Raw genomic sequence first — 25680 nt, forward strand, 5'->3', positions numbered from 1 at the left:
GATGAAACACGAGCAGAAACACAACCCGCCCATGAGATACGGAATGGCTATCGATCTTGACAAGTGCACCGGCTGCGGCTCCTGCATGGTGGCCTGCATGTCCGAAAACAACGTGCCCTTCAAGGAAGATGAGTCCGACAAACTGACCAGCATCACCTGGATACGCGTCTACCAACTCACCAACGACAAGCCCTATCCGGATACCGAAATCTGCTATCTTCCGCGGCCCTGCCAGCACTGTGAAGGCCATGGGGGCCACAGTCCATGTGTGTCGGTTTGCCCGGCAACAGCCACCGACTACAGCCAGGAGACAGGCATCGTCAGCCAGATCTATACCCGCTGCTTCGGCTGCCGGTACTGCATGGCCGCCTGCCCTTACCACGCGCGGTACTTCAACTGGTGGGACCCGATCTGGCCCGACGGCATGGAAAAGTACCTGAGCCCCAATGTGTCACCGCGCATGCGCGGTGTGGTGGAAAAATGCAGTTTCTGCTTCCATCGCTATCAGCTGGCCAAAAACAAGGCTTATCTCGACGACGAGCAAAAGGTAGCCGAGGAAGCCTATCAGACCGCCTGCACCCAGGCCTGCCCGGCGGGCGCTATTGTTTTCGGCGATCTCAACAACCCCGATCACCGGGTACACCAAATCGTCAAGCCGGATCCCAAAAACGGCAACAAATCCAGAAACCCACGGGCATTCCGGCTGCTGGAACGGCTGGGCACCAACACCAAGGTCTACTACCTGTCCGATCGGGAATGGGTTCGGCGTGCCGGAGACCACTACCTCGCCCACGAAAAAACCGGGCAGGTCTCCAACCCGCATCATTAAAAGCGCCTTTGCGGTAAAGGCTTTTGCATAAGAACGGCAAACCGTACAGATCAAGGAGTACAAACCCTATGGATTCTGCTTTAATACCCAAAGGAGTCAAACGTTGCCCCATGTGGCAGTTCCTCCTGGGACTGGGCATCGTGGGCGCTGTCCTTGCGTGGGGCGTTTACGCCATGCTGCTGTGCTGGTTCAAGGGCCTGAACCAGACCAATATGAATGACAACTACGGATTCGCCCTGTGGATCTGGGCCGACCTGGCCGTAATTGCCCTGGGCGGCGGCGCCTTTTTCAGCGGGCTGCTCAGATACATCATCGGCAAGGATGAACTCAAGCATATCATCAATTATGCCGTGCTCATCGGTTTCATCTGCTACAGTTCGGCTCTTTTGATCCTGGCCATCGACATCGGCCAGCCGCTGCGCGGTTGGTTCATTTTCTGGCACGCCAATGTCCACTCCATGCTCACCGAGGTGGCCTTCTGCCTGTCGTGCTACTTTTCGGTGCTGACCATCGAGTACATCCCCTTAATCCTGGAAAACCGCCAGCTGGACAAGGTGCCCTTCTTTCACAACCTGAGCCACAATATGCATGAAACCATGGCTGTCTTCGCCGCTACCGGCGCCTTCCTCTCCTTTTTCCACCAGGGATCGCTGGGTGGTGTGGCCGGTGTGCTCTTCGGACGACCGTTTGCCTTCCGGGAAGGCCTGCTCATCTGGCCGTGGACATTCTTTTTGTTCACCTGGTCCGCCGCGGCCTACGGCCCGTGTTTCACCTTGCTGATCACCTGGATCACCGAAAAGGTGACCCGCAAGAAACTGGTCAAGGATAACGTGGTGGAACTGCTGGCCAAAATTTCCGGCTGGATGATTTTCACCTATACCATTGCCAAGACCTGCGATTTTACCCGATGGGCCAATGTCACCGCTCCCGGCCTGGGGCAGACCCTGACCGATTTTTACACCGGCAATGCCCTGTACGGCTACTGGATTATCTTTGCGGAAATTGTACTGGGCGGCCTGGTGCCGGCCGTTATCCTGATCAGCAGACCGCTGAGAAAGAACCCCACCTGGCGGGTGGTCGCCTTCTTTCTGGCCGTGATGGGGGTTTCCCTGAACCGTTGGGTGATGGTGCTCCAGGTCATGGCCATTCCGGTCATGCCCTTTGACAACTGGGCGCTGTACTATCCCAGCTGGCAGGAAATCGCCACCACCATTCTGCCCGTGGCCTACGGCATCATCCTGATCATGATTTCGTATCGCTACCTGCCGATCTTTCCCCAGGAGGCAGAGTTGAACCCCATTGAGGAAGAGACGTCCACGGCAGTGGAAGCCCACACAAAATCCGCACCGGATCTGGAACCGGCTAAAGCATAGCCGGTTATAAGGAGGAGAAAACATGTTTCCTTTCAGTTTTGAATGGCTCTGGGACGCCGGCCACATCGTATTTCACGGCGGCCTCTGGTATGCCTTGAATATCATCGGGCTGGGCATGACCTACTGCATTATCAAAGCCGTCATCGACATGTCCAAAGGAAAGGGCGGCCACAGCCACCATTGAAAATTTAAAACCCGGACCGATAGACAAAATCGATAAAAAGCGTTTCTTCCGGACTGCGGTCCTTGGGGGAAACGCTTTTTGTTTTCCACTTGCCACATCGCTCCTGCCCCGCCACGGGTTGGGTCGTTTGGCTGCAAATGGATACCCCTTCAGCCCCTGAAGGGGTTTGGCGTTTGATTGTTTTGTGATGATCATATCATCCCCATACGATAGGGTATTGGCAGTGCCACAGGGATGTGATACTTATTTGAAACGGCTCATGGCTATCTCCTTTAGCTGATGTTGTGGGGACGACTCAGCTTCGAGGGAGCAGTGAGCTGCTCAACTGCCAAAGCCTTTGAACTCCGACCCTGCCCTGCGGGCATGGATTTCTGCGACTCATGAAACATTCGACAAGACTAACTGAAAGAGTTGCCGGCAGCGGGTTTCAATTTATTCTTTATCAGCGGCAAGGAAACCAAACATGCCTGTTCTTGATCGTCAACCCATTGCAATCATCCTTGGGACACTGCTCTTGGTAATGGTGATCGGGAGCTGCTATCCCAAGCGGGTGGGACCTGCCGGCAGTAACGGAAAACAGCTGACCTGGCCTGAAATGAACCTCAACCAGCGCAAGGACCACATGAAAACCGTGGTTTTGCCCCGTGCGACGTTACTCTTCCAGACTTGGCGCCCCGAGCGCTTTGCCATGGTGGACTGCAGCCTATGTCACGGCCAGGGCCCCATGACTGGAAACTTCCAGATGCCCACCTCCCATCTTCCCCAGCTCAGCGGCGAATTGCTCCTGGGCCCCGAATTCGAAAAGTATCCGGATACCACCCGACTGAAACTGGACCGTCTGGTGCCCCTGATGGCCGATGCGCTGGGGAAAAAGTCATTCAGCATCATCACCCGCCGCGGATTCGGCTGCTACTCCTGCCACCTGGGGCCATCCGGCCCCATGTTCGGCAACTGATTGCCAAGCTGTTTGTAAAACTTTTGTCAACCAACCGCACCCTTCTTGTCACCACCCCGCATTTTATTTAAAAGTATCCTCCAATAATTTCTTTACCAGCCAGGATTGAAGGATTCATATGCATAAATCGTTGATTCATGGGATACGAGGCGTACTTTCGCTTATGCTTTATGCACTCAATACGGTAGTTTGCTGTATTCCCATTTTTATCGTGGCAGTGATCAGACTGCTGATTCCCATCAAACCGATCCAGACCGGTTCCCGCATGATCCTGACCGCCATTGCCAATGGCTGGATAGCGGTGAACAACCTGAACCAGAAGCTGTTTAACGGCGTCCGCTGGGATGTAAGCGGCCTGGACAATCTCAATCCAAAAGGCTGGTACATGGTGGTGGCCAACCACCAGTCCTGGGTGGATATTCTGGTGCTCCAGACCGTCTTTTACCGCAAGATTCCATTCCTAAAGTTTTTTCTGAAAAGAGAACTGTTCTGGTTCCCGTTCCTTGGGCAGGCATGGTGGGCCTTGGATTTTCCTTTCATGAAACGCTACTCCAGACAGTTTCTCAAAAAGAATCCCCACCTGATCGGCAAAGACCTGGAAATCACCAAAAAGGCCTGCGATAAATTCAGGAACATTCCCGTATCGGTGATGAACTTCGTCGAAGGGACCCGGTTTACCCCGGAAAAACACTCCCGCCAGCGGTCGCCGTACACCCATCTTCTGCGCACCAAAGCCGGCGGGATGGCTTTCGTACTGGCGGCCATGGGCGACAAGCTTCAGCACATCGTGGACGTGACCATCGCTTATCCCCAGGGTGCGGCCAGTTTCTGGGATTTCGTCTGCGGCCGTGTCAAAGAGATCAAAGTCAGGGTAAAAACCCTGCCCATCAACAGCGAAATGATGGGTGACTACCTTCAGGACCCACAGTTCAAACGGGATTTCCAGAACTGGCTCAACCGGTTGTGGCACCAAAAAGATCGTGATCTGGGCCGCCTGCTGGCCCGCTGAAGTCAGTTCCATGAAACGCCTTGACAATCTCCAATCCCACCCATTAAATTAATTTCCTTCTACCTTTTTCAGTCCAACGGTGATGAGGCTGTTTGTTTCAGCGCCTGGTTGACGCGTTACCCCACATCCCCCAAGCGGATAAGGAGATAAATGATGGTCGATTTCAAGTATGAAGAACTGCTGCCCCTGGGCAAAGACGACACCCCGTACCGGCTGCTCACCGCCGATCACGTTTCCACCGCCCGGTTCGAGGGACAGGAGGTGCTCAAGGTCGCACCTGAAGGGCTGGAACTGCTGGCCGAATCGGCATTTAAGGATGTCTCCCACCTGCTGCGGTCCGCCCACCTGGCTCAGCTGGAAAAGATCTTTAACGACCCGGAAAGCTCGAACAACGACCGCTATGTAGCCCTGGAAATGCTCAAAAATGCCGTCATCTCCGCCGAGATGGAATTTCCCATGTGCCAGGACACCGGCACCGCCATCGTCATGGGGAAGAAAGGTCAGCAGGTGTGGACCGGCTTCAGCGATGAAAAAGCATTGTCCAAAGGCGTGTTCAATGCTTACACCCAAACCAATCTGCGGTATTCCCAGAACGCACCGCTGACCATGTATGAAGAGAAGAACACCGGGTGCAACCTGCCGGCCCAGGTGGAAATCTATGCCACCCAGGGCGATGCCTACAAATTCCTGTTCATTGCCAAAGGCGGGGGATCGGCCAACAAAACCTACCTTTTCCAGGAAACCAAGGCCGTACTCAACCCGGGCACGCTGGTGGATTTTCTCACGGCCAAAATGAAGACCCTGGGCACCGCCGCCTGCCCGCCCTACCACCTGGCTTTCGTGGTGGGGGGAACCTCGGCGGAGTTCAATCTGAAGACCGTCAAACTGGCCTCAGCCGGCTACCTGGATGGTCTGCCGACCACCGGCAACGAAACCGGCCATGGCTTCCGTGACCTGAAACTGGAAAAAGAACTCCTGGAACGGGCGGGGGAATTGGGCATCGGCGCCCAGTTCGGCGGAAAGTACTTCTGCCACGACATTCGCGTGGTACGCCTGCCGCGCCATGGCGCCTCCTGCCCCATCGGCATCGGTGTCAGCTGCAGTGCGGATCGCAACATCAAGGCCAAAATCACCGCCGAGGGCATCTTTCTGGAGCAGCTGGAAACCGATCCCGCACGATTTCTTCCCGAACCTCAAGACTCCGACGATGTCGCCGTGGCCATCGACCTGAACCAGTCCATGGACGACATCCGGGCCATCCTAACCCGATATCCGGTAGCCACCCGTCTCAAACTGTCCGGCAAAATCATCGTGGGCCGCGATATCGCCCATGCCAAACTCAAGGACCGGCTGGACAACGGCCAGGGTCTGCCCCAGTATCTGAAGGATCACATCATCTACTACGCTGGTCCGGCCAAGACGCCTGAAGGCTATGCATCCGGTTCTTTCGGCCCCACCACGGCCGGCCGCATGGATTCCTACGTGCCAATTTTCCAGGCCCAGGGCGCCTCCATGGTGATGCTGGCCAAGGGCAATCGCTCCAAGGGAGTAACGGAGTCCTGCAAAAAATACGGCGGCTTTTACCTTGGCTCCATCGGTGGGCCGGCCGCGCTGCTGGGCAAGGAGTGTATCACCTCGGTGGAGGTGCTGGAATACCCGGAACTGGGTATGGAAGCAATTTATATGATCACCGTCAAGGATTTCCCGGCGTTCATTCTGGTGGACGACAAGGGCAATGATTTTTTCGCAAAACTTCTCTGAGGGCTCAATGTCAAAAGCCAAATGCAAAATGTCAAATGAAGGTACGCTGCCGATTCTCGATTTAGACCGTATTACCGTCCTTCATTTGGCATTTGGATTTGGACATTTTTCATTCTACTTCCCCTGCCCTTCGAAAAAATCGTAGACAAAATCGATATGCCGCTTCATGGCCCGGTAGGCGCCTTCAGGATTTCCTTCCCGGATTGCCCGAAAAATAGTCGTGTGCTGTTCAAGGATGGTATCGATATTGCCCGGTATCTTGTAGAGGCCCTCCAGGTTGACCTTGATACCGGTGAACAAAAAATCGTAGAAATTTTTCATGATGAAAACCTGGAGGGGATTGTTCGTAGCATAGGCAATGGCCATGTGGAACGCGGCATCGGCCTCCGTGCCCAGTCTCCCGGATTTGACTTCCTTCTGCATCTCCTCGATGCTTTTCTCCATGAACTGAAAATCCTTTTCGACCGCCCGGCTGGCCGCCATGGCTGCGGCATTGCACTCTAGTCCCATGCGGACTTCCAAAAGATCGGTAATTGAGGCGTCCTGACTTTCCACCATGGTGGCCAGGATACTTTTCCCCTTGGACTCCGGTGACCGGACAAAGGTGCCCTGGCCCTGCTTCTGGTCCAGCAGCCCCATGACCACCAACTTGTTGACAGCATCTCTCACCGAGGTACGGCTGACACCAAAGGCTTCGGCCAGTTCACGCTCGGTGAGGATCTTCTCACCGGCCTTGAATTCGCCGCGGAAAATCAGTTCTCTTAACTGGTCAAACACCTGGTCGGAGATGCGCTTCGGTTTGATAGGCTTGAGCTTGTGTGGCATGATCGAGTTACCGCTCCGTTTGAATTTTACGATGGCCGCCGTGAACGATGACGATTCCTCGATTTCTGGTACCGTGGAATAACCGGTTGCGGACAGGAAAACCCTTTCAGAAAGACACCGTGGTCCGCGAACATCAATGGTGGTTTCGATCCGCCACCCGTGCCCACGATATCGTTCTATCAGTGAGCGATAGTAACGGAATTGTCTGATTACTGCAAATTAAAACTTGCCAACAGACACCCACGCGGGCGCAAAGCCGATTTCCCGAACCGGTTTGTGGGGATGATCAATTGCGTTCTGGCAGGTGGTGTCAAACGTAACCCGCCCACCGGAATCGATGGGCGGATGTGCTGAATGCCATATCCTGAGTCGGGACGACCCGATTTTAAAAGCCCGGCGCCTGGTGGAGATTTATGGCCCGCTGGTCAACAGGAATTACCCGGATAAGCGGGCCGGGGTGTGGTGTTGACACGATCGGATGATCCGTACTGACATAGGCCTTGGCGGATCGGAAGCACAGTGGCGAATACTAATGGTGTCCACCCCCTGAAAAGACCTGAAGGTGGATCGGGTAATGCCACAGGCGTCAGGTAGGAAGTCATTTTTCCTTTTTCGAGCTAAAAATATTACAATAAACATCTGATATGTAAATAACTCCAATCGGTTTGTTTTGCTCCAGTACGGGAAGGCGACGATACTTGTTTTTAATCATCTGGTCCAAAATTACGATGATATGGTCATCGAACTTGGCGCTAACCACATTCGTGCTCATCACCTGCTTGACCTTCTTCCCCTTAAGTGCTTCCACAAACCGCTTCAACTGCCCCGTCCACACTAGGGTGTCTGCGTCCACGCTCAAATTCAGAAAGTCCGGTCGAAGATTATAAAGAATGTCATACATGCTGATCACTCCGGTCAACTGCCCATAATCATCAACGACCATGAGACTGATGGTCTTGTGGCCCGTCTTTCTTACCTTCCCGTCAAGAATCATATCGATGGCATTTTCAATGGGTGCATCCTGATTAATGGTATCAAATGATTTAACCATTACGTCTTTTGCATATATGGTCATAAACGTTCTCCCCTGTTTAATCCAAAGGTATATTCAAAGAAGTCGCTCAGCGGCCGTACCGACGCTTCAGGGTGTGGTGTGGTTTACGTTGGTGTGCCGAAAGAAGACGGGCTTTCCATGTCAGGTTAGTCGTAGGAATAGACTTTGTATTCAGTCGATGCGCCTAAAACGGCGTCGATCTTTCCTTCAACGGCCTCTCTTTCCTCGTTGGCAAACCACCGCTCCCAGTCTTCAACCGATTTCCATGTACTGATCACCAAGTAGTCATAGGGGTCGGCCACATTGCGCATTGTCTCTCCGGAAATATATCCGGGTTGACGAAAAGCCAGTTTTCTGGCTTCAACCAGCAATGGGCCTAACTGGGGCAACAGGTCGGCTTCCATCCCGCCATACAAACGGGGCATTTTCCTGAACATGAGCACGCGTATTGACATTTTCCCCTCCGATGAATTTATCCTGGGTCAAACCTACCTTCAACCAGATAAAAAGTGAACTAATTTCGGCGATTGGTAATTCCGGACCGTTATCCCGTCAGACGCGATCATACCACAAGATTCTTTAATGTCAGCAACACACCGGCTGCCACCGCTGATCCGATCACACCGGCAACGTTCGGTCCCATGGCGAACATCAACAACATATTTTCGGGGTCTTCCTCCATGCCCATTTTTTGACTGACGCGGGCAGCCATGGGTACTGCGGATACACCTGCAGAACCGATCAACGGATTTATTTTGTTACTTGAAAACTGGTTCATGAGCTTGGCCATCAAAATGCCGGATGCCGTTCCGATGCTAAAGGCAATGATGCCGAGAAGCAAGATTCCCAAGGTCTCCACACTCAAGAAGTTACCTGCGGACAGCCGAGAACCGACCCCCAACCCGAGAAAAATGGTGACGATGTTGATCAAGGCATTTTGAGTGGTTTTGGAAAGGCGCTCCACGACGCCGCACTCTCTCATCAGGTTGCCAAACATAAAAAAACCGATCAGTGGTGCAGCCGATGGCAAAAAAAGCATACACAACCCGAGAGGAATAAACGGAAAGACGATCTTCTCTACTTTGCCCACGTAGCGCAATTGGGTCATACGGATTTTGCGTTCATCAGAACTGGTCAACGCTCTCATGATGGGGGGCTGGATAATGGGAACCAGCGCCATGTAGGAATAGGCGGCCACGGCAATCGCCCCCAACAGGTCGGGGGATAGCTGGCTGGCCAGGAAGATAGCAGTAGGACCGTCTGCACCGCCGATAATGCCGATGGATGCCGCGTCAAAAAGATCGAAATTGATTCCGGGTACGATTTCCGTTAGCACCAGTGCGCCGATGAGCGTGCTAAAGATGCCAAACTGCGCGGCTGCCCCCAAAAGGGCGGTCTTGGGATTGGCGATCATCGGGCCGAAATCGGTCATGGCGCCGACCCCCATGAAGACCAGCAACGGAAAGGCACCCGTTTTGATGCCGATTTCATAGATGTAGTAGATAATTCCTCCCGGTTCCGTAATGCCTGCCAGAGGAATATTCGCCAGAATGCATCCAAAACCCATGGGCACCAGAAGCAAGGGTTCGAACTGTTTACCAATAGCCAGAAACAACATCAGCAGGCCGACCCCGACCATTAAACCACTGCCGATGCCCTCGGTCCATTTGCCGGACGCGGGGTAGAGGTATCCGAACAACCCCGTGGACTTGATGAACTCGGCAACCATGGTCCCCATGGGCGCCAATTCGTTTCGTGAGGCGGCTTCCCCCGATGAGGGGGTGCCAGCCAGTGCCATGGTGGAAATGATCAGAACCGAGACAACGAGGGCGAAACCGAAGATCAACTTTTTGTTTTGTATCATTGGGTCTCCTGGCCTAAGCAATCGTTGCGACCAGTTGTTCGGGTTTGACGACCTGGTTTTTTTCCACATCGATGGACACCACCTTGCCGTTGCAGGGGGCCACCACAGGGGTTTCCATTTTCATGGCTTCAAGAATCATCAGCGAATCGCCCCGTTTCACATGGTCGCCGGCAGCGACAAAAATTTCAGAAACGATGCCCTGCAATTTGGCCTTGACACTTATCGCATCGACCGGTTTGGTGGAAACCGCAGGTTCTACTGTTTTCACTTCGCCGGTGGACGCTTCGACGGTGACCTGATAGGCCTTGCCCTCAACGGTCACCGTGTAATCGGCCGCCCCGCTCATGGTCGGCGAAGCCACAGGTGCGGTGGTAACCACTGCCACAGCATCGCTTTTGTCAGTTACCTTGCGGACATTGATGGGCTTGCTGCCTTTCAAAAAATCGAGGCCCTTGTTGCCACCCGGGGTTTCCAGTGCGCCTACAATGAAGATGTTTTCATCGGTGACCGGCAGGCCATTTTCTTCAAGAAGCGCTTTGGCTTTGGGAATGCCGGGTTCAAGGTCGTCCAGCGGATCTCCTTTGAACACGGGTTTGCCTAACTGATCTTCGGCAAGCTGGACAATTTCCGGATCCGGAGCAACGGGTGTTCGACCGAAGTAACCAAGCACCATTTTCCCATAGCCATCCGTTATTTTTTTCCAAGGCCCCTGGGTCACATTGGCGTAGGCCTGCTGGAAATAAAACTGGGATACGGGGGTGACTGAGGTACCGAACCCGCCGCGTGCTACACATTCGGACATGGCCTCGATAACCTTGGGGTAGAGGTCAAGCGTTCCGGTGTCTCGCATCATCATGGTATTTGCCGTTAAAGCCCCTCCCGGCATGGGGGAAAGGATCACTTCAGACGACACTTTCTGCGCTTCAGGGGGGAAAAAGTAGTCCTGGAGGCATTCCTGGAGGACATGGTTGGCTTCCATAATTTTGATCACGTCGATATCCAACGAATAATCAGTTCCCTTCAGTGCATGCCACATGGAGAGCATATCCGGTTGGCAGGTGCCGCTGGACAAGGGGGAGCGGGCCAGATCCACACCGTCGCAACCGGCCTCGATGGCGGCTTTGTACTGGGTGATTCCCACACCGGCAGTTTCATGGGTATGGGCCCAAATCGTAGCATCCTTGCCCAGAAGTTTTCGTGCGGCCTTGATCGTCTCGTAAAACTTGTTGGGGTTAGACGTTCCGGAGGCATCCTTGAAGCAGATGGAATCGTAGGGTAGTCCGGAGTCCAATATTTCCTGAAGTGTTTTAATGTAAAATGGGGCATCGTGAGCTCCCGAGCAACCCGGCGGCAATTCCATCATTGTGACGGATACCTGGTGGTGCAGCCCGGCATCGGTAATGCACTGCCCCGAGTAAATCAGATTTCGAACGTCATTCAGCGCATCGAAATTGCGGATGTGTGTCATACCATGTTTTTTGAACATTTTGGCATGAAGATCGATCATATCTCTCGGTTGAGCCGAAAGCGCCACCACATTGATCCCCCTGGCAAGGGTCTGAAGGCTTGCAGATGGCCCCGCTGCCGCACGGAAACGGTCCATCATGTCAAAAGCAGATTCGCCGCAGTACATGAACAGCGCCTGAAAACGTGCCCCGCCTCCCGCCTCTATATGCTCAATGCCTGCATGAACGGCAGATTCCACGGCAGGGATGAAGTCATCGGTCAGTGCACGGGCACCGAAAACCGACTGGAATCCATCACGAAGAGAGGTGTCCATAAAACGAATTGTTTTCATGATCGCTCACTGTCTCCAATAATTTTAATAGTAATGGCAACAACGGTGTAAAAAGAGTAAATTTAAAACTACTTTTTCACCATGATTTTGTAGAAATAAGCAATTTTATCCCATATATTGTGGTCAGGAGGAACTTAACTGACTTTTTACGAGTTCCTCAAAATAAAGACCGTTTTATCTACCCGGCATGGTTCGGGCGCGATGGGCGGCAATAGCCGCGCTAATGACGGCAACCAACACTGTGTCTTCTGCTCTTAAAAAAGAACGCTTTTTTTTATTCAGTTCAGCAGCCTCCATTTCGGCTAATTCTCTGGCACTTCCTTGGGATAGAAATCGGAAGGAAAGTTTGACGAACAGGATCAATAGAAGGAGGAAAAAAAATACTACCGTCATACCCAGAAGGGTAAGCTTGATTCCAGCGACAATCATTTTCAGTCCTATAGGGTCATACCCGAAATAGTGACGCGGTATCACCTGATGCTGTCGAAATTAGAAGTTGAAACCCATCGGTGAAAAAACATTCCGTTCTAATAAAGTTATCAATGCCTTTGAAAATAGTCAATTCAGGAAACTTTGATTCTGTTGTACGAATTTTTCTTACAAAATCGAGCGGGTCGACCCTGATGTGATGCGCCGATGAAATGAAAGTTGGCATCCGGTCTCAACACCGCTATATCTTTGTGGCTGGTTTCCCCTTCAAAGGCCTAAACGTATGCATCGGTATGCCTTATTTCTATTTGCATATGAAACCGGAGGGGATCGTGAGATCGCAGGTCGTCAATCAGCTGTGTAATGGTCATACCAAAAGAGAATCATCAATCATATCCCTTTTGCCACCGGTTTTCAAGCCTGGCAGACCTGCGCGAAAAGCACCGATGGACTATTTTTTCTAATGGTTAAGCCTTTCGGGAAACCGTCAGACAATAGCACGCCAATGGCGATGGTTCTTTGGTCTTGACAGCCGAAGAAGCCATCTATATTAATGGTACAACCAATTTTATGGTTGGTTTTATCAAGAGACGAAACTCGGTCCTAAAAAAGGCCGCCCAAAATGATTGCCTGATGCCGGTCGGGGATGCAGTTCAATTTATTAGTTCCGAATGCCTAAGAAAAGCGGTATACTGGTAATAAAAGGTCCGATGTCGCTGTAAAGAGAGTTGCATCGCACCCCAAAAAAAAGGATAAACGCATCTTCAAACCAGTCGTTGTAATAAGGCGGCTGCCGGCTTAAACGCCGGTTGACAGACTTGGGATGCACGTGGGGTATGGAGATGGCGCGATCCTTTTTCATTTTGTCAGCAGATGAATCAGCCTTGGCGCAGCGGAAAAAATAAATTGTTCCCTTTTGCTTGTCTTTTTAACCGGCTACGGCGTTCCACCTATGACCCCACGCCAACAGCATAACACTATAGGCGCGTCTTTTATCCAAACCTAAATTCGGCGCTATCCCATACCAGTTTATTTTTAAGCGACCCTAACCAAACGAAAGCAGGTGAATACCCATGGAAGGTCTTGATGCATTATTCAACCCGTCATCCGTGGCGGTGATCGGTGCCTCCAGCAGTCCGGGAAAAGTCGGGCACGATATCTTTGTCAACATTTTGAGAGGAGGCTTTACCGGCACCCTTTACCCGGTAAACCCCAAAGCTAAATCCATCGCCAGTGTGCGCGCCTATCCGGATATTCAGAACATTCCGGACCCCATCGAACTGGCCATCATCATTCTTCCTCCGGTTCATGCGGAAATCGCCATCAAACACGCCATCGACAAAGGAGTCAAGGCCATTGTCATTGTTTCCGCAGGGTTCAAGGAGGTCGGCGGCGAAGGTCTTGCAATCGAACGACGAATTGTGGCCATGTGCCGCGAAGCCGGCGTAAGGGTGGTCGGCCCCAACTGCCTGGGGGTAATCAACCCCATGGCCGATGTGAAGCTCAATGCCAGTTTTTCGGCACGGATGCCGGCGGCCGGCAATATATCCTTCATCTCCCAGAGCGGTGCCCTGTGCACGGCGGTGCTGGATTTCGCTGCGGACAAGGATTTCGGATTTTCCAAATTCATCTCCATCGGCAACAAGGCAGATGTGGATGAACTGGATCTGCTGCGGTACTTTCACGCCGATCCGGAAACCGAAGTTATCATGCTCTACATCGAAGAGTTGCAGAGGGGGCCCGAGTTCATCGCGGCGGTAAAAGAGATTACCGGAGGGGACCGCCCCACGCCGGTGCTGGCCATCAAATCCGGCCGAACCAGCGCCGGAGCCCAGGCAGCCGCCTCCCACACCGGTTCGCTGGCGGGCAGCGAAGCGGTCTACGATGCTATTTTTGCCCAGAGCGGCATCATCCGGGTGGACTCGATCAATGAACTGTTCGATTTCGGGATCGCCTTTGCCTATAAAAATGAAAGTGCCCTGGGCAAGATGCGGCGCAAGGTGCCGCTGGGTAACCGGGTGGCCATTGTCACCAATGCCGGCGGCCCCGGCATCGTGGCCACGGATATGACCGTTTCATCCGGACTGGAGTTGGCCACATTCAGCGAGGACACCATCGAGGTGCTCAAGAGCCACCTGCCCCTGACCGCCAATGTGAACAATCCTGTGGACGTCATCGGCGATGCGGCCCAGGACCGCTATGAAAACGCCCTCAGCGCCGTGATCAAAGACGAAGGCGTGGACGGGGCACTGGTGATTCTGACCCCCCAAAGCATGACCAACGCCATCGGTACCGCCGAGGCCATCGTACGCATTGCCCGGCGCAGCTACAAGCCCATCCTGTGCTGCTTCATGGGAATCATTGACGTGTCTGCCGGCGTGAAATACCTGCAGGAGAACGGCGTTCCGGTGTATCGCTTCCCCGAAAGCGCAGCCAAGACATTCGGGGCGCTTTACCGCTATTCCCGCTGGCTCAATCGCCAGCAGCTGGCGCCTTTTCCGGTCAAGCACGACAAAAAGCGAGCGGGACAGATCATTGCCGAGGCATTGGACCAGCATAAAACCTACCTCGGCGAGATCGGCGGTACCGAACTGCTCAAATGCTATGGGTTTAACGTGCTGCCTACCGTGCTGGCCACCAGCGAGACCGAGGCCGGAGATTCCGCCGATCAGATGGGCTATCCCGTGGTGATGAAGATCGTGTCGCCCCAGATCATCCACAAGTCCGATGCCGGCGGGGTCATTGTCGGGCCGGACAGCCGGGAGGCGGTGACCGGCGCTTTTACCACCATTGTGGACAATGCCAGAAAATTCAACCCGGAGGCCGAAATCGCCGGGGTGCTGATTCAGCGGCTGGCTCCCAAAGGTCAGGAGGTAATTCTGGGCATGACCCGCTACCCCATTTTCGGCCCCCTGATCATGTTCGGTTTCGGCGGCATCTTCGTGGAGGTGTTTCAAGACGTCGCTTTTCGGCTGGCACCCCTGACCCGTAACGGCGCCCGTAACATGGTGCGCAGCATCAAGGGACACAAACTGCTTTCCGGATTTCGCGGAGCGCCGAAAACCGATATCGGCACCATCGAACGGATGCTGGTGGGACTGTCCGATCTCGTGTTGGACCATCCGGAAATCAAGGAACTGGACATCAATCCGCTGCTGGTTCACCCCGAAGGCGAAGGGGTCACCGTGGCGGACTGCCGATTCATTCTCGAAAAAACGGAATAGACAACGCAAAAATTTCGCAGGATTTCAGATCGCATTCAAGGTGCATGAACGGTAGCGTCAGGCCGGACATAGCACCCAAATGAAGAGGAGGCAGGTCATGGCACGGTCACTATACTGGGCTGATAGTTATGTGGAGAAACATCGAACGGCAGAGGAGGCCATTGCCATGATCCGCCCCGGCAAACGGGTGTTCATTGGCAGCGCCAGTGGCGAACCCCAGGCGCTGGTCCGGGCACTGTCGGCCGCCGCGGTCAGGATCAGCGGACTGGAAATCGTCCGGCTGATGAGCCGGGAGACCACTTCCCTGTCCGAAATTGCCGACAAGACCCGCGACCACAGCCTCAACATCCGGACCATCTATCTGGGTTCGGCGGATACGGAAGCCATCGCCCGCTACATGCGCTTCATCACGCCCATCAATATGTCCGAGGTACCCGGACTCTTCCTTTCCCGCAAACTGCCCATTCACGTGGCCCTGGTCCAGGTAACTCCGCCGGACGATTTCGGCTGGATGAGCCTGGGGGTTTCCGTAGACGTGACCCTGGCCGCCGCCCAGAGCGCCGACCTGGTGATCGCCCAGGTAAACCCGAAAATGCCCCGCACCATGGGGCAGAGTTTCATTCACGTCAACAACGTCCATGTGCTGGTGGAGCACGAAGAGCCCATCTTGTCCGTCAACCTGCGCAAGCGATCCGGGGCGGCCGAATGGATCGGCAAACACATTGCCCGATTCGTAGACGACGGCTCGACGCTGCAGATCGGCCTGGACGCCGCCTCCCAGGCCACGGTCAAAGCCCTGGCCGGTAAAAACGATCTGGGGTTTCACTCCCAGTACATCACCGACGATGTAATGCACCTGTATGCCTCGGGAGTGATTACCAACCGTAAAAAGGGACTCAATGAAGGCAAACTGGTGGCCTCTTGCGCCATCGGCAGCCAGAACCTGTACGAGTTTCTGCATGACAACCCGGGGATTGATTTCCGGCCCTCGGACTATGTCAACGACCCCTTCATCATCTCCCAGCACAACCGCATGATCTCCATGAACGTGGCCCACACCATCGACCTCACGGGGCAGGTGGCGGCCGAGGCCTCCGAGCACACGTTTTTCGCCGGCGTTTCCGGCATCCCCGATTTTGTCCGGGGTGCCAAGCGGTCCAAGGGGGGAAAGTCCATCCTCATGCTCTACTCCACCTCACAGGACGGCAAGCGCAGCAATATCGTTCCGGCCCTCGACGGTCCCGCCGTGGTCGTGCCCAGAGGCGATGTGCATTACGTGGTCACCGAATACGGTGCGGTGAACCTGTTTGGCAAAAGCCTTCAGGAGCGGGTGCTGGCCATGATCGGCATTGCCCATCCGGACCACCGTGACCGGCTGTTCGATGCCGCCAAGGAGGCGAGGCTCATCGGCAGTGAGCGCCAACTGGGAGAGGCCACCAAGGGCATCTATCCCATCCATCTGGAGGAGACCATCGTTCGGGACGGTGAAGAGATCACCATCCGACCGTCAAAGCCGGTGGATGAGCGCCGCATTCAGGAGCACTACTACAGCCTGGACAAAAAGGATGTGCAGTTGCGCTTTTTCCACGAGAAGCTCAGTTTTGACCGCAGCGATGTGGAAACGCGCTCCCAGATCGACTACATCAAAGACCTCACCCTGGTGGCGGTGGTGGGGGAATTCGGTTTCGGCAAGGTGGTGGGGGTCGGTGAATATCTGCTGCTCCTCGAAAGCAACACCGCGGAGGTGGCATTTTCCATCTCCAAGGAATATCAGGGTAAAGGGCTGGGCAAGCTGTTTATCCGGAAGCTGGCCCGGGCCGCCCGTGAAAACGGCATTTCAGGCCTGGTGGCATATACCTCACCCCAGAACAAAGCCATGGTGGGTCTGTTCAAAACCCTTCCCTACAAGGTGAAGACTTCTTTTGATGGGGATTCTCTGATACTCAAGTGCAGGTTCGATGAATTGGCGGAAAAACCGCAATAGGAGAAGCGCCTGCCGTGAAACGTTATCGGATTCTCCTTGCCGCCGTGGCGATGCAGATGTGCCTGGGGGCCACCTATGCCTGGTCGGTCTTTGTGCTGCCGCTCAAGCAGATCGCTGCCATCCTTCAAAGCACGGCTCAGTTGCCCTTTTCGCTGTTTTATTTTGCATTTCCCGCCACGATGATCGTCACCGGCACGCTGCTTCCCCGAATCGGCCCGCGTCGTTGCGCCGTGGTAGGTGGCCTGCTTTTCGGCGGCGGCTGGATGCTGGCGTCCATGGGGCGGGTTCATTTTGCATTCACGATTCTGGGAATCGGACTGATGGCAGGTATCGGCGTGGGGTTTGCCTACATCGTCCCCATCGCCACCTGCGTACGCTGGTTTCCCCTGCAAAAAGGGGTGGTCACCGGCGTAGCGGTGGCCGGTTTCGGCGGTGGTGCAGCTCTGGTCAGCTACGCGGCCGGCTCCCTCATGGAAACCGTCGGCATGAGCCCATTCGCCGCGTTCGGTCTCCTGGGAGTACTATTTCTGCTGCTGGTTGCCGTGGCCGGAGCGGTAATGGAAAATCCTCCGGACAGCAGTGGAATTGTCCTGCAGCGGTTGCCCGTGACCGGTGTGCTCAGGGACCGGGCGTTCGTTTTCCTTTACCTGGCCATGTTCGCCGGTCTGGCGGCGGGATTTGCCGTCAACGCCAATATGAAAGAACTCTATACCGGCACCGGCGTCCAGGCAGGGGTGAAGGCGGTGGCTGCCTTTGCCCTGGCCAATGCAGCCGGTCGTATCACCTGGGGCTGGATCTTCGACCGCGGTCGATCCGTTGTTATCCTTCAAACCAATCTGCTGTTTCAAGCGGCGCTGCTGCTGTTGCATGGATTCATCCTGCGTTCCGAAACCGGTCTGGCCGCGTTTGCCGCCCTGGCCGGCTTCAATTACGGCGGAATTCTTGTGCTTTATGCCTCGGCGGCAGCTGAACGTTGGGGAAGCGAGCGGCTCAGCCAGATTTACGGCTGGTTGTTTTCGGCAAATATCCCGGCCGCGGCGTCCCCGATCATTGCCGGTATTGCATTTGATCACCTGGGAAGCTTTTCCCCGGTCTTGTGGGGGATCGGCGGCCTGATGGTCTGCGGCGCCATCGCACTGGGCATGCAGGTGCCTTTGAAAAGTTTCAATAAATCAAATTTTAAATTAAATCCTGATGTTACTCATGACCCTGCCGGGGCCAATTAATCCTTGTCAAGTCGAATTCAATGTGATTTAAATATTCTCTTTTGCAATAGAAAAGACAGCAACCCCGAGGCGAAATCAAATTTTCGCACCTTACCCGCTTTGCTGTCGAGGACTGGTTTTCTGCGGCGGTTCCCCTGAGACCGGCTGCTGCAGAGTCAATTCCATATTTTTAACCCGTTACAAGGAGCAGTTATGGCAAAGAAAATGAAAACCATCGACGGGAACACCGCAGCCGCCCACGTGGCTTATGCCATGAGCGAGGTAGCCGCCATTTATCCCATCACCCCTTCTTCACCTATCGGTGAGATCTGCGATGAGTGGGCGGCCAACGGCCGCAAAAACGTCTTCGGCCAGACCCTGCTGGTGCGCCAGCTGCAAAGTGAAGCCGGTGCGGCAGCCGCCGTTCACGGCGCTCTCGCCGCCGGCGCGCTGACTTCAACCTACACCGCCTCCCAGGGCCTTTTGCTGATGGTCCCCAACATGTACAAGATGTCCGGTGAACTGCTGCCCGGCGTCCTTCATGTCACCGCACGGGCCATCGCCGCCCATGCGCTGTCCATCTTCGGGGATCACCAGGATGTCATGGCCGTCCGCCAAACCGGCTTTGCCATGCTGGCCTCCGCGTCGGTCCAGGAAGTGATGGATCTGGGTCTGGTGTCCCACCTGGCCGCCATCGATTCCAGTGTGCCCTTCCTGCACTTTTTCGACGGCTTCCGGACCTCCCACGAGATTCAGAAGATCGAAATGATTGATTACGAAGACATGGCCAAGCTGATCAACAGGGAAGCCCTGGATAACTTCCGCACCCGGGCGGTAAACCCGGAATCCCCCGAGCTGCGCGGCACCGCCCAGAACCCTGACATCTACTTCCAGGGACGGGAAGCGGTCAACATCTACTACCAGGAGGTGCCGGACACGGTTGCCGACTACATGAAAAAGGTATCCGCGCTCACCGGACGCAAGTACAACCTGTTCGACTACGTGGGTGATCCCAACGCCGATCGTGTCATCATCTCCATGGGATCTTCCTGTGAAACCATCGAGGAGGTGGTTGATCACCTCAGCGCCCGCGGCGAGTCCGTCGGCCTGGTCAAGGTTCGCCTGTTCCGTCCCTTCTCCGCCAAACACCTGCTGTCGGTCATTCCGGCTACCGCTGCCCGGATCACGGTTCTCGACCGCACCAAGGAGCCCGGCGCCCTGGGTGACCCGCTGTACCAGGATGTATGTACGGCCTTCATGGAACAGGGAGAAATGCCCTCCATCGTCAACGGCCGCTATGGGCTGGGATCCAAGGAGTTCACCCCCTCCATGGTCAAGGCGGTGTTTGACAATATGAACGGCATGGCTCCCAAGAACCACTTCACCGTAGGCATCACCGATGACGTCACTCACACCAGCCTGGACGTGGAGCCCGGATTGGACGTGGCGCCCGAAGGTACGGTCCAGTGCAAGTTCTGGGGCCTGGGGGCCGACGGCACCGTCGGCGCCAACAAGAGCGCTATCAAGATCATCGGCGACAATACCGACATGTATGCCCAGGCGTACTTCGCTTACGACTCCAAAAAGTCAGGCGGCGTCACCATTTCCCACCTGCGTTTCGGCAAGACACCCATCCGGTCCACGTACCTGATCGACAGTGCCGATTACATCGCCTGCCACAACCCGTCCTACGTCAACACCTACGATGTGCTGGAAGGCATCAAAGTCGGTGGAACGTTCATGCTCAACAGCCCCTGGAGCCTGGCAGACATGGAAGAGAAACTGCCGGTGGCCATGCGCCGGACCATCGCCCGCAAAAAACTGAAGTTCTACAACATCGACGCCGTGAAAATCGCCGGCGAGGTGGGTCTGGGCGGACGCATCAACATGATCATGCAGACGGCCTTCTTCAAGGCGGCCAACGTGATCCCCGTAGATGACGCCATCGCCTACCTCAAGGATCAGATTCATAAACTGTTCAGCAAGAAGGGCGACAAGATCGTCAACATGAACAACGAAGCCGTGGACAAAAGCCTGGATCACCTGGTGGAGGTGAAGGTTCCGGCGGCCTGGGCCGATGCCGGCCTGGTGGCTGCCGCCGCCGGCGACGAACCCGAATGGGTCACCGAAGTGATGAGGCCCATGCTGGCCCAGCAGGGCGACAAGCTGCCGGTGAGTGCGTTTTCCCCGGACGGCATTTTTCCCGTAGGCACCACCCAGTATGAAAAACGTGGCGTGGCCATCAACGTGCCTGAATGGATCATGGAAAACTGTATTCAGTGCAACCAGTGCGCCATGGTCTGTCCCCACGCGGCCATCCGTCCGGTGCTGGTCACCGAGGATGAATTGAAAACCGCCCCCGAGGGCTTCGAGGCCAAAAAGGCCCTGGGCAAGGAACTCAAGGAGTATAAGTTCCGCATGCAGGTCTTCACCGAAGACTGCCTGGGCTGCGGCAACTGCGCGGACATCTGCCCGGCCAAAAAGCCGGCCCTTGTCATGAAACCACTGGCCACCCAGATCGAACGGCAGGTGCCCAACCAGCGCTACGCCTCCAGCCTGCCGGTGCGAGAAGGCCTGGTGGCCCGCAATACGGTCAAGGGCAGCCAGTTCTACCAGCCCCTGCTGGAGTTCTCCGGCGCCTGTGCCGGATGCGGCGAAACGCCTTACGCCAAACTGCTCACCCAACTCTTCGGTGAGCGAATGGTCATCGGCAACGCCACGGGGTGTTCCTCCATCTGGGGCGGCAGCGCGCCGTCCATTCCCTATTGTGTCAACGAAGAAGGCTGCGGTCCCGCCTGGGGCAACTCCCTTTTCGAAGATCCGGCCGAATTCACCTACGGCATGTTTCTCGGTCAACTGCAGCAGCGCCAGGTGTTGGCCGACCTGGTCACCGAGGCCATGGATACAGACATCGATGCCAGCCTGAAGGCGGCCATGAAAAGCTGGCTGGAGAACATGAAAGATGCCGAAGGCTCCAAACGCTACGGCGATCAAATCCGGGAGATGCTCTTCGCTTATACCGGCAATCCCCTGCTGGATAGGATCGACCGACTGGGTGCATACTTCACCAAGCGGTCCTACTGGATCTTCGTGGGTGACGGGTCGGCCTACGATATTTCCTTCGGCGGCATCGACCACATCCTGGCCACCGGGGAAGACATCAACGTGATGGTCTACGATACCGAAGTGTACTCCAACACCGGTGGACAGAGTTCCAAGGCCACGCCCACAGGGTCCATCGCCAAGTTTGCCGCTTCCGGCAAGAAGACCGCCAAGAAAGATCTGGGCGGAATGGCTATGACCTACGGGTACGTTTACGTAGCCAATGTCGGCATGGGCGCCAACAAACAGCAGTTGGTCAAGGCGTTCACGGAAGCCGAGGGTTACGACGGACCGTCGCTGATCATGGCTTATGCCCCGTGCATCAATCACGGTATCAAAAAGGGCATGGGCAAGAGCCAGGAAGAGACCAACCTCGCCGTCAAGAGCGGATACTGGCCGTTGTATCGCTACAATCCCATGCTGGCGGCCGAAGGAAAAAATCCCTTTGTCCTGGATTCCAAAGCACCGGACGGCAGCCTGCAGACCTTTCTCGCCGGTGAGGTGCGTTATGCCGCCCTGCAGAAGATTTTCCCGGATGAGGCCAAGCGACTGCATACCCGGCTGGAAGCGGAGTTCGCCGATCGGTACGCCGCCCTCAAGCGTAAGGCCGAAGCCGAGTATGCACCGGCCGAACCGTCGGGAGAATTGGCTGCACCGGCTGAAGGCGAAGGCGACGCCTGCACCCTGGCCGGTACCGCCGAACACGCCGGCAGAGCCGGTGCGGATGATGCCTGTGACGACGGCAGAGCCGGGAAATAGCGCATAACCCGCAATCCCCGTAAATCAAAAGGGCCGTGTCACCCTCCGGGTGGCCGGCCCTTTTTTCGTCGGATGACCGTGCATACCCATTGGGAAAGGATAAATTCGTTGACAGGTAACGTTCAAGGCCGGTAGACGGGAAGGGTTGCCTCTTCCAGCGTCGTCGGGCTGTCTTATCTTTGGAAAAATGACAGCAGGTTAGCGTAAAATACAGGGCTGATAAAAAAGAATGTTCAATGTACACATAGGAACCGCTGAAATATGAATGCAGATGCGTTAAAAGAACTATTGGAAAACGTGAAGAACGGCCAGATGCCTGTGGACCGGGCACTGAGCACCCTGAAGGATCTTCCTTATACGGATTTGGGTTATGCCATGGTGGACCATCACCGGGCCCTTCGCAGCGGCCATCCGGAAACCATTTTCAGCCCGGGCAAGACGGTGACGCAGATCGTCGGCATCGCCCGGCGGCTGCTGGAAAAGGACGCCAACATCATGGCTACCCGGGCTGACCGGCAGGTTTATGAGGCGCTGAAAAGCATCTGCGACCCAGTAGAATACCACGCGGCGGCCCGCATCGTGGTGATGAACCGCAAACCGGTCACTCCCACGCAAACGACCATCCTGGTCATGTGTGCCGGCACCTCGGACATCCCGGTGGCCGAAGAAGCGGCCGTTACCGCCGAGGTGATGGGCAACCGGGTGGAACGGCTGACCGATGTGGGTGTGGCGGGTATTCACCGGCTGCTCTCCAACCGGGAAAAAATCGAGGCGGCCAGCGTGCTGGTGGTGGTGGCCGGCATGGACGGGGCCCTGCCCAGCGTGGCGGCCGGCCTTACCGACAAGCCGGTAATCGCCGTGCCCACCAGCATCGGCTACGGCGCCAGTTTCGGCGGCCTGGCGGCCCTGTTGACCATGCTGAACGCCTGTGCCAACGGCGTCACCGTGGTCAACATCGACAACGGCTACGGCGCCGGGTACGCCGCATCCACAATCAACCGCATCGCCAACCGGACGACCAAGGACCGCTAAACGAAAAAATCCCTGTCAGAAACAGAGGGTACACCCATGACCTACAACTTCGACCCGGACCGGTGGCTGGACAACGAACTGGCGGCTGTTGAATTTGCGTTCAAAGCCGGCCGGATAGATGCATCGGATCTCGAGAGGCGGAAAGACAGCCTCATGGATCGGTATGATGAAATGGTAGCCCGTTTGGATGGCACCTATCGGATTTTGCATGAATAACAATTCAACCGATATTTATTTAACGAATTCATCTCGGGCTATGTCTTTTTTGATTGAGCAAAAACAATGCGTTATTGGGTTTCCGAGAACCATTCTCCTATCCATCCTCATTATTTCAACCCTGCAGGGAACGATCAACGCCTGCCCGCTCGAATTGCCCACGGCATCCGTATCCATCAACGGGCACCCTCTGGTTGTGGAATTGGCCGCGACACCCCAATCGCGCACGTGTGGATTATCCCATCGTTCGGCCCTCGACGACAGTCGTGGCATGCTGTTCGTTTATCAACGGCCCGACCGGAGGACCTTCTGGATGAAAGATACGTGGTTCCCGCTGTCCATCGCGTTTCTGGACGACTCGGGAAACATAATCAACATCGAAATCATGTCGCCCGACCAGACCCAAACCAGATATCACTCCCGCCGACCGGCCTTATATGCCCTTGAAGTCAATCAAGGGTGGTTTCGATTGCATGGTATAAAAGCCGGAGACAAGGTGGAAATGGGAGCGGTTGGCATCATCGAAAGCGCCAACTGAACGAACAGTGGTTGGCGCTTCAATACAATTGCCCATGTAATGCCAGGTCTTTCAACCGTTTGACCTTTCGCTGAAGGCATTGAGGGGTTTTACGGCAATGAAGCCGAAACGGTTAACGATTTGCCTGACCCTCATATCGTGCTGCAATAAAATGGGTAGGGTATAACATTACATGCCTCCGAGTTTTGGCAGGACCGCCGCGGCAAAACTCAAAACGAAAAAAAAGCCGCACATGTCGGTGGCCGTTGTGAGCAGCGGGCTCGAAACCAGGGCCGGATCCAGTTTCAACCGCTTGAGCACAAGGGGCAGCACCCCGCCGAGAAGGACGGAAACCAGCGTATTGGCCGCCAATGCCCCGCCGACCACGATCCCGAGCCACGGGTTCCCCTTCCAGAAAAAGGCAACCCCGCCAAGCAGCAGGCCCAACACCAGACCGTTGATGATGCCGACCCGAACCTCTTTTGCCATAACCCAGAGCAGTTCGCCCGGCCGGACCAGGCCCAGGGAGAGCTCCCGCATGGAAACCGCCACGGCCTGGTTCCCCGAACAGCCGCTCATGTCGCTGACCATGGGCAGAAAAACCGCCAGGGTAATGGCGGCGGCAAGGGTATCCTGATACAGGGCGATAACGCTGGCGGCAACGATATTGAGGACGATATTCATGGTCAACCAGGAGAGACGGCGTCCGGAACGGGAAAGCAGCGGCATGGTCCGGAACTCCTCGCCGCCGATGATGCCGCTCAACCGCAGAAACGTTTTTGTCTTGCGCTTATTGACCGCTTCCTCGATGGCTTCCGGCAGCACCACGCCGACCAGCCGCCGCCCATCGTCCACAACCGGCACACCGAACAGGTGATGCTCCTCGAAAAATTCTTCCAACGCGCGAAGCGAAGCCTTGTCCGACACACTGAGCGGGGAAGGGATCATCACCTGGGTGAGCCGGGTCTCCCGGGCGGGAAAAAGCAGGTCGTGCATACGAAGCACACCGGCCAGCTTCCCTTCCCGGTCAACTACATAAAAATACTGAACGTGGTAATCGGCGTATTTACTCCGATTGGCCTGCAGGTCATCGAGCACATCCTGGATCGTATGGTCGGTTTTATAGGCAAGGAACTCGGAGATCATGAGTCCGCCGGCGCAATCCGGTGCATATTCCAGCAGCATTCGCGCTTCTTCAGCGTCTTTGCGGCCCATTTTCGCCAGAATCGCCCGGCTGGCATCCTCACCCATTTCACCCAGCACATCCACCAGATGATCGCTGGTCAGTTCCTCCATGATCGCCGCCGCCTGCGCCGATGGCATATCTTCCACCAGATCCGCGGCCTGGGCTTCCGGGATGTCCTCAATCACGTCGGCGGCATCCTCGGGGCTGAGAAGGGCGAACAAACGATGCTGTTCTTCCTCGGTCAGCCGGGAGATAGCCCTGGCCGTCTCCTGCGGGCTGAGGGTGTCAATAAATGCGGTCAGTTCAACGCTGTTTTTCGCAGCGATCAGTTGGCTGAGGGTTTCCCAGGGGGAAGCTGAATCCATTATGATATC

20 protein-coding genes are annotated in these 25680 nt (G+C 55.4%); 13 read left to right on the plus strand and 7 right to left on the minus strand.

Annotation, left to right across the window (positions count from 1 at the left end; genetic code table 11):
• The first annotated feature begins 1 nt into the window (after position 1).
• The 6 genes from qrcC to ACHZBS_RS02425 all read left to right on the plus strand — a co-directional run bounded on the left by qrcC (position 2) and on the right by ACHZBS_RS02425 (position 6111).
• On the plus strand, positions 2-829 hold the full coding sequence (gene qrcC, locus ACHZBS_RS02400; protein ID WP_319404932.1) for a menaquinone reductase iron-sulfur cluster-binding subunit QrcC: 828 nt from the start codon (positions 2-4) through the stop codon (positions 827-829).
• Between the two features lie 68 nt (positions 830-897).
• Positions 898-2202 carry a menaquinone reductase integral membrane subunit QrcD gene (gene qrcD / locus ACHZBS_RS02405; RefSeq protein ID WP_319404933.1) on the plus strand — a complete coding sequence of 435 codons (1305 nt, stop codon included), beginning with the start codon at positions 898-900 and terminating at the stop codon, positions 2200-2202.
• A 22-nt stretch (positions 2203-2224) separates the two neighbouring features.
• A complete protein-coding gene (locus ACHZBS_RS02410) occupies positions 2225-2386 on the plus strand; it encodes a hypothetical protein (protein WP_319404934.1) in 162 nt (53 codons plus the stop codon).
• A gap of 463 nt (positions 2387-2849) precedes the next feature.
• Complete coding sequence (locus ACHZBS_RS02415; RefSeq protein ID WP_319404935.1) at positions 2850-3341, plus strand: hypothetical protein; 492 nt, start codon at positions 2850-2852, stop codon at positions 3339-3341.
• A 118-nt stretch (positions 3342-3459) separates the two neighbouring features.
• Positions 3460-4350: an acyltransferase gene (locus tag ACHZBS_RS02420; protein ID WP_319404936.1), complete on the plus strand. Its 891-nt coding sequence runs from the start codon at positions 3460-3462 to the stop codon at positions 4348-4350.
• Between the two features lie 153 nt (positions 4351-4503).
• Entirely contained in the window at positions 4504-6111 is a 1608-nt protein-coding gene (locus ACHZBS_RS02425; protein ID WP_319409054.1) for a fumarate hydratase, read from the plus strand.
• 114 nt (positions 6112-6225) lie between these two features.
• Here ACHZBS_RS02425 and ACHZBS_RS02430 read toward each other — a convergent pair whose 3' ends face one another.
• From ACHZBS_RS02430 to ACHZBS_RS02455, 6 genes are all read right to left on the minus strand, one after another.
• Entirely contained in the window at positions 6226-6936 is a 711-nt protein-coding gene (locus ACHZBS_RS02430) for a FadR/GntR family transcriptional regulator (RefSeq protein WP_319404937.1), read from the minus strand.
• 598 nt (positions 6937-7534) lie between these two features.
• Positions 7535-8011 (minus strand): CBS domain-containing protein, encoded by a 477-nt coding sequence (locus tag ACHZBS_RS02435; protein WP_319404938.1) that lies wholly within the window; start codon positions 8009-8011, stop codon positions 7535-7537.
• A 125-nt stretch (positions 8012-8136) separates the two neighbouring features.
• Entirely contained in the window at positions 8137-8445 is a 309-nt protein-coding gene (locus ACHZBS_RS02440) for an antibiotic biosynthesis monooxygenase (protein ID WP_319404939.1), read from the minus strand.
• Positions 8446-8552: 107 nt separating this feature from the next.
• Entirely contained in the window at positions 8553-9854 is a 1302-nt protein-coding gene (locus ACHZBS_RS02445) for a sodium ion-translocating decarboxylase subunit beta (protein WP_319404940.1), read from the minus strand.
• A 13-nt stretch (positions 9855-9867) separates the two neighbouring features.
• On the minus strand, positions 9868-11652 hold the full coding sequence (locus tag ACHZBS_RS02450; protein WP_319404941.1) for a biotin/lipoyl-containing protein: 1785 nt from the start codon (positions 11650-11652) through the stop codon (positions 9868-9870).
• Positions 11653-11826: 174 nt separating this feature from the next.
• On the minus strand, positions 11827-12081 hold the full coding sequence (locus tag ACHZBS_RS02455) for an OadG family transporter subunit (protein ID WP_319404942.1): 255 nt from the start codon (positions 12079-12081) through the stop codon (positions 11827-11829).
• Between the two features lie 1073 nt (positions 12082-13154).
• Between ACHZBS_RS02455 and ACHZBS_RS02460 the strand changes: the two genes are divergently transcribed.
• From ACHZBS_RS02460 to ACHZBS_RS02490, 7 genes are all read left to right on the plus strand, one after another.
• Complete coding sequence (locus ACHZBS_RS02460; protein ID WP_319404943.1) at positions 13155-15305, plus strand: acetate--CoA ligase family protein; 2151 nt, start codon at positions 13155-13157, stop codon at positions 15303-15305.
• 97 nt (positions 15306-15402) lie between these two features.
• Positions 15403-17289 carry a GNAT family N-acetyltransferase gene (locus ACHZBS_RS02465; protein WP_319404944.1) on the plus strand — a complete coding sequence of 629 codons (1887 nt, stop codon included), beginning with the start codon at positions 15403-15405 and terminating at the stop codon, positions 17287-17289.
• Between the two features lie 14 nt (positions 17290-17303).
• The gene (locus ACHZBS_RS02470; RefSeq protein WP_319404945.1) at positions 17304-18515 is read left to right on the plus strand and encodes an MFS transporter; all 1212 of its coding nucleotides are present in this window, start codon (positions 17304-17306) and stop codon (positions 18513-18515) included.
• Positions 18516-18707: 192 nt separating this feature from the next.
• A complete protein-coding gene (gene nifJ, locus ACHZBS_RS02475) occupies positions 18708-22355 on the plus strand; it encodes a pyruvate:ferredoxin (flavodoxin) oxidoreductase (RefSeq protein WP_319404946.1) in 3648 nt (1215 codons plus the stop codon).
• 261 nt (positions 22356-22616) lie between these two features.
• Positions 22617-23387 carry a nickel pincer cofactor biosynthesis protein LarB gene (larB, locus tag ACHZBS_RS02480; protein WP_319404947.1) on the plus strand — a complete coding sequence of 257 codons (771 nt, stop codon included), beginning with the start codon at positions 22617-22619 and terminating at the stop codon, positions 23385-23387.
• 36 nt (positions 23388-23423) lie between these two features.
• Positions 23424-23603, plus strand: coding sequence for a hypothetical protein (locus ACHZBS_RS02485; RefSeq protein WP_319404948.1), 180 nt, complete (start codon positions 23424-23426; stop codon positions 23601-23603).
• A 49-nt stretch (positions 23604-23652) separates the two neighbouring features.
• Complete coding sequence (locus tag ACHZBS_RS02490; RefSeq protein WP_319404949.1) at positions 23653-24141, plus strand: DUF192 domain-containing protein; 489 nt, start codon at positions 23653-23655, stop codon at positions 24139-24141.
• 168 nt (positions 24142-24309) lie between these two features.
• On the opposite strand, the gene mgtE is transcribed toward ACHZBS_RS02490, so the two are convergent.
• Positions 24310-25671: a magnesium transporter gene (gene mgtE, locus ACHZBS_RS02495; RefSeq protein ID WP_319404950.1), complete on the minus strand. Its 1362-nt coding sequence runs from the start codon at positions 25669-25671 to the stop codon at positions 24310-24312.
• Positions 25672-25680: the final 9 nt, after the last annotated feature.

The sequence above is a fragment of the uncultured Desulfosarcina sp. genome (assembly GCF_963664155.2).
GTDB lineage: Bacteria > Desulfobacterota > Desulfobacteria > Desulfobacterales > Desulfosarcinaceae > Desulfosarcina.

Coding starts and splice junctions, on each gene's coding strand:
- qrcC (WP_319404932.1), top strand. CDS start 2: ATGAAACACGAGCAGAAACACAACCCGCCCATGAGATACGGAATGGCT.
- qrcD (WP_319404933.1), top strand. CDS start 898: ATGGATTCTGCTTTAATACCCAAAGGAGTCAAACGTTGCCCCATGTGG.
- ACHZBS_RS02410 (WP_319404934.1), top strand. CDS start 2,225: ATGTTTCCTTTCAGTTTTGAATGGCTCTGGGACGCCGGCCACATCGTA.
- ACHZBS_RS02415 (WP_319404935.1), top strand. CDS start 2,850: ATGCCTGTTCTTGATCGTCAACCCATTGCAATCATCCTTGGGACACTG.
- ACHZBS_RS02420 (WP_319404936.1), top strand. CDS start 3,460: ATGCATAAATCGTTGATTCATGGGATACGAGGCGTACTTTCGCTTATG.
- ACHZBS_RS02425 (WP_319409054.1), top strand. CDS start 4,504: ATGGTCGATTTCAAGTATGAAGAACTGCTGCCCCTGGGCAAAGACGAC.
- ACHZBS_RS02430 (WP_319404937.1), bottom strand. CDS start 6,936: ATGCCACACAAGCTCAAGCCTATCAAACCGAAGCGCATCTCCGACCAG.
- ACHZBS_RS02435 (WP_319404938.1), bottom strand. CDS start 8,011: ATGACCATATATGCAAAAGACGTAATGGTTAAATCATTTGATACCATT.
- ACHZBS_RS02440 (WP_319404939.1), bottom strand. CDS start 8,445: ATGTCAATACGCGTGCTCATGTTCAGGAAAATGCCCCGTTTGTATGGC.
- ACHZBS_RS02445 (WP_319404940.1), bottom strand. CDS start 9,854: ATGATACAAAACAAAAAGTTGATCTTCGGTTTCGCCCTCGTTGTCTCG.
- ACHZBS_RS02450 (WP_319404941.1), bottom strand. CDS start 11,652: ATGAAAACAATTCGTTTTATGGACACCTCTCTTCGTGATGGATTCCAG.
- ACHZBS_RS02455 (WP_319404942.1), bottom strand. CDS start 12,081: ATGATTGTCGCTGGAATCAAGCTTACCCTTCTGGGTATGACGGTAGTA.
- ACHZBS_RS02460 (WP_319404943.1), top strand. CDS start 13,155: ATGGAAGGTCTTGATGCATTATTCAACCCGTCATCCGTGGCGGTGATC.
- ACHZBS_RS02465 (WP_319404944.1), top strand. CDS start 15,403: ATGGCACGGTCACTATACTGGGCTGATAGTTATGTGGAGAAACATCGA.
- nifJ (WP_319404946.1), top strand. CDS start 18,708: ATGGCAAAGAAAATGAAAACCATCGACGGGAACACCGCAGCCGCCCAC.
- larB (WP_319404947.1), top strand. CDS start 22,617: ATGAATGCAGATGCGTTAAAAGAACTATTGGAAAACGTGAAGAACGGC.
- ACHZBS_RS02485 (WP_319404948.1), top strand. CDS start 23,424: ATGACCTACAACTTCGACCCGGACCGGTGGCTGGACAACGAACTGGCG.
- mgtE (WP_319404950.1), bottom strand. CDS start 25,671: ATGGATTCAGCTTCCCCCTGGGAAACCCTCAGCCAACTGATCGCTGCG.